Source organism: Rhizobium sp. BK049 (genome assembly GCF_014193135.1).
Taxonomy (GTDB): domain Bacteria; phylum Pseudomonadota; class Alphaproteobacteria; order Rhizobiales; family Rhizobiaceae; genus Rhizobium.
Genome location: NZ_JACHYV010000062.1, coordinates 1 through 3453, shown reverse-complemented (window position 1 = coordinate 3453; position 3453 = coordinate 1). Strand labels below are relative to the sequence as shown.

Annotated in this window: 6 protein-coding genes; 1 reads left to right on the top strand and 5 read right to left on the bottom strand. The window is 56.9% G+C overall.

Annotated elements, in window-relative coordinates; translation table 11 throughout:
• Positions 1-79: 79 nt before the first annotated feature.
• Positions 80-415, top strand: a complete 336-nt coding sequence (locus FHT70_RS29955) for a hypothetical protein (RefSeq protein WP_183706741.1) — start codon at positions 80-82, stop codon at positions 413-415.
• An 86-nt stretch (positions 416-501) separates the two neighbouring features.
• Here the strand turns inward: FHT70_RS29955 and FHT70_RS29950 are convergent, their stop codons facing one another.
• The 5 genes from FHT70_RS29950 to FHT70_RS30645 form a co-directional block, all read right to left on the bottom strand.
• On the bottom strand, positions 502-1518 hold the full coding sequence (locus tag FHT70_RS29950; RefSeq protein WP_183706740.1) for a hypothetical protein: 1017 nt from the start codon (positions 1516-1518) through the stop codon (positions 502-504).
• Between the two features lie 207 nt (positions 1519-1725).
• Complete coding sequence (locus FHT70_RS29945) at positions 1726-2058, bottom strand: hypothetical protein (protein ID WP_183706739.1); 333 nt, start codon at positions 2056-2058, stop codon at positions 1726-1728.
• Between the two features lie 485 nt (positions 2059-2543).
• The gene (locus FHT70_RS29940) at positions 2544-2720 is read right to left on the bottom strand and encodes a hypothetical protein (protein WP_183706738.1); all 177 of its coding nucleotides are present in this window, start codon (positions 2718-2720) and stop codon (positions 2544-2546) included.
• 57 nt (positions 2721-2777) lie between these two features.
• On the bottom strand, positions 2778-3032 hold the full coding sequence (locus FHT70_RS30650; protein ID WP_348649573.1) for a DUF932 domain-containing protein: 255 nt from the start codon (positions 3030-3032) through the stop codon (positions 2778-2780).
• Positions 3011-3453, bottom strand: a 443-nt coding sequence (locus FHT70_RS30645; protein ID WP_281411818.1) for a DUF932 domain-containing protein, incomplete at its 5' end; no start/stop codon positions are given. The genes FHT70_RS30645 and FHT70_RS30650, both read right to left, overlap by 22 nt.

The window sequence follows — 3453 nt, the reverse complement described above, 5'->3', positions numbered from 1 at the left end:
CTCCGCACCGCAACCCGCCGCTACCGCCCCGAATACAGCAACCCAAAACCGCTGGAGCGAACTCAAAACTGGATAAAACTTGGGGGCAAGGTCAGCATGGCTGTCGACAAAGCAGATTGGTCAACGCTTCAGGCTGGCCGAAGACTATGCTTTCAAGGCGTCCGTTTCTAAAGCCTATGAAGGTTATCGCCGCGAGGCACGCGACTTGAGCGGCGAATTCGCCCAGTCGCTTTTCCAGTCGGCTCTAAACCGATTGGACGAACCGCCTCTGCGCTTGCTCGACAAACCGACGCCCGGCAGTCCGGTTCATGAATTCCTTGAAGGCAGCCTGGTCCAGAAACTTGCGGAACAGACTAAAGAAATCATGCCGAAGCTCAGCAGAAGGAAGGCTGAGACGACCACTGGTCCTGGGTGATAGTGGAGTCGAAGGGCGATTTGCTACGGCGAGGCACCTTGCCTCGCCAACAACACACAGCAGGTCACTCGGCATACGGCCGAACGTCAGTCCGTGCTCACGCAGGCATAGATATAGTAGCCGTACCCACACTCATTGCCGCCATGTGTAAGGAGGTGGCGCAGCTGGGGTTTTCTCGTTCCACAGACTTTGGCTACGTAATCATTCAAGTCTCTCTTGCAGCGCAGGTGCTCCCAATATGATCCCATTGGATGCTCACCAGTCCTAATTAAGTGCAACTCTGCTGAGGCATTCGCAATTCGGTTTTCCAGAGAGTTAACTGCGCTGGTGAGACTAGACTTATCGGACTGCAGCTGCTGAATCTCTCCGCCCAAGGCGAGGACATTCCGCTTGTACTCGCTTCCAAGGTCGAAGCCGGCCAGTTCCTCTAACGGCATTGTTACAGTGTAAGGGCCGTGGTTAGTGTCCAGTCCGACGACGAAGCGCTCGAATTTCGTTGAACCCTCTTTAGTTGGAGTGCCCTTTCGTTCACATATGACCGAGAAAGATCGTTTCACGTCAAACTCTTTGGTCGTATTGTCGAGCCTGAGATTTTCACCGCTGTCGGTGAGACCAGTTGTCCAGCAGTCCGCCACTGCCGTGTCGTAGGTGATCCCACGGAAACGCAGGTTCGTTTTGTCGCGATTGAAATCGACCGTCAGGATAGCAGCTCGGGGTTCGACGAGCACATGCGTGATGTACGTCTCGTTTATCTCGAGCGCTCGGCATTGGTTGAGCGAATTCAAAGCGTCAACCACGACCGTGTTGTCGAACCTGAACAGTTCGTTTTGCCGGTCTCTCGTTTGGAGGTGCTCCTTGCAGAATGATTGCATCCATTGGCGGGCGTCGCTCTGAGAACCGCCAAAGCCGACGTCGATCGCCTTCACTGTTGCTGTGAAGTCGAACCCGGAGCTTGACTGTGAAATCTCACCACTCGCGGAGCAATGATTGTTGAAGAGGAAGTCTTTCTCTATCGCCAATCTGGTCTCAATCGATATGTTGCGCACACTGTTAGCGTATACTTCGCCGCACGAAATACGGGCCTCGGCGCTTCCTGCGATCATTAATGCTCCAGCAAGGAATAATGATAACCTGATCATAATGGGCCCCCTCTGATTCGAACTGAAGTCGCATAGCGTTGTCACTTGCAACTCTTTCTCGAAGTTACACCAACACTAGAGCTGCGCAATTAGCTCATTCTGGTGAACTAAATCGCAACTGGTGAGTAAGGCCAAATGACCACCAACTATATTCTTACGAATACTCGTGAATCAGTCCCGCGTCTGGATGACCTCTTCAAATCCGGTCTCGGACACCCATAATCCTTCCTGGGTGCGCACCGTGATCAGCGTGTAGCACTCGGGCGGCCTGGGGTTTCCCTCGATGCGGTGCAGGTCGCTGATGAAGGACGATAGGCCGACACGGGCAACACCCAAGGCGGGCTTGCGGCCATCCTCGCCGGCCATCTCAGCGTCGCGCATCACCCAGTGGAGGATCCCGCCGATCATGTCGGCGGCGATCTTCTCGACGCCGTCGGAGATCCGATCGTCGGCGAACTGGCGCACGAAGTGGTCCACGCTGGCGGCGCGTTCTCTGGTGATCATATTCGATTGTCCTCGTTAGTGGATAAGGGAGGCGATAACGGCGCCCCAGATGGAAAAGGAAGTGACGAAAACGCAGATGGCCAAGAAGGCGAGCGAATCCTTGAAACTCAACACGGTGAGGATCCTTCCAGGGGAGAGGTGACGAGCGCCGACCCACCCAGAGATTGAGCCTCGCGGAGCGGAGGGCGGACTGTCTGAGAAGCACGCACATTGCGGGGCTAATGTTGCCGCGCATGACGTAGGCGCGGAGTGTCGCCAGCTCGGCGATGGAGCGGAACGCTGCCGTAATGTGCGGCGCTGGCGTCGTCATTTTGCCGGTGAGGTACCAGAAGGGAAAGCGCCGCTCGATAGAGTCTTTGCGCCGTTGGGCGGCTGAAAGCTTGGATTTCATGGGGTTGCCTCGTTGCATGTCGCTGGAAGGCCGCACGCCTAGGGGACAGAAGCGTGCGACCGCGCAAGCGACATGAGGGGGAGAGTGCTTGCGCTCACCGGCCGGGGGCAGGGGTGACCGGCTCGGAGATTAGAATTCTTGCGGTGGCGATGCGGGCGCGCATGGTGGCGGCCTTGGCGAGATATGCCGCCATTTCGTCGGCGGCCTGGCGCTGGCGGGCTGTCTCCCAATCGGTGGGTATGCGCATGCGCGTGGAATGTTGGCTTGGCATTGCTGTTTCTCCAAAGGGTGGAACGCAAAAGCCCGGCACAAGGCCGGGCTACGTGCGTCAGGCGTCGGCCTTTATGCCCTTAAGCTCGGCCATACGCCTTGCGACCAACCAGAGCGCTTTGTTGAGCTTGACGTCTTGGTCAATGCCCTTGACAGCGCGCGTGGAAACGTTGCGGCGGCGGCCCTGATCGTCACTAACGGTGCCGTGCAGACCGCCGCGAATGACGTTCTCTTGGACGACGTTGAACTGGGTCCACAGATCGTTTCCTCGATCGGCGACGCGCTTGGTTGTCAGAAACCGTGCTGGGTCGATTGCCTGGGCGAGATCGCTGTCCTGATCGTCGAAGCGCAGTACATGCGCGGCCTCGGCAATAATCTCTTCTCGTCTTTATCAAGCTGAATCCCGCTCCAGTCGGCAGGCGCGGCAAGCGCAGCCTCGGCATTGCGCAGCACCTCGTAGGTGCCTTCAATTACTTTGCCTTGGACGCCCTCGGGGGTACCGCTATGGCGCACCTTCAAGCTGTCCAAGGTGCCGGTCTGGCTGACCAGCGAGTTCTTGCAGACGATGCGGAAGAGGCCAGCCATAAGGTCGTAGGCCGCCGTACCGTCATTGGCGTTCTTCAGAATGATCTCGAATACGGTACATTCTATTTCCAAGTGCGACATGCCAATGATTTCAATGGCTTCACTTTGGAGATTTTGGCATGTCCCGATGCTATACGCAGCTTGCCCTC

Excerpts from the sequence above, each read along its gene's own strand:
- FHT70_RS29950 (WP_183706740.1), bottom strand. The coding sequence starts at position 1,518 with ATGATCGCAGGAAGCGCCGAGGCCCGTATTTCGTGCGGCGAAGTATAC.
- FHT70_RS29945 (WP_183706739.1), bottom strand. The coding sequence starts at position 2,058 with ATGATCACCAGAGAACGCGCCGCCAGCGTGGACCACTTCGTGCGCCAG.
- FHT70_RS29940 (WP_183706738.1), bottom strand. The coding sequence starts at position 2,720 with ATGCCAAGCCAACATTCCACGCGCATGCGCATACCCACCGATTGGGAG.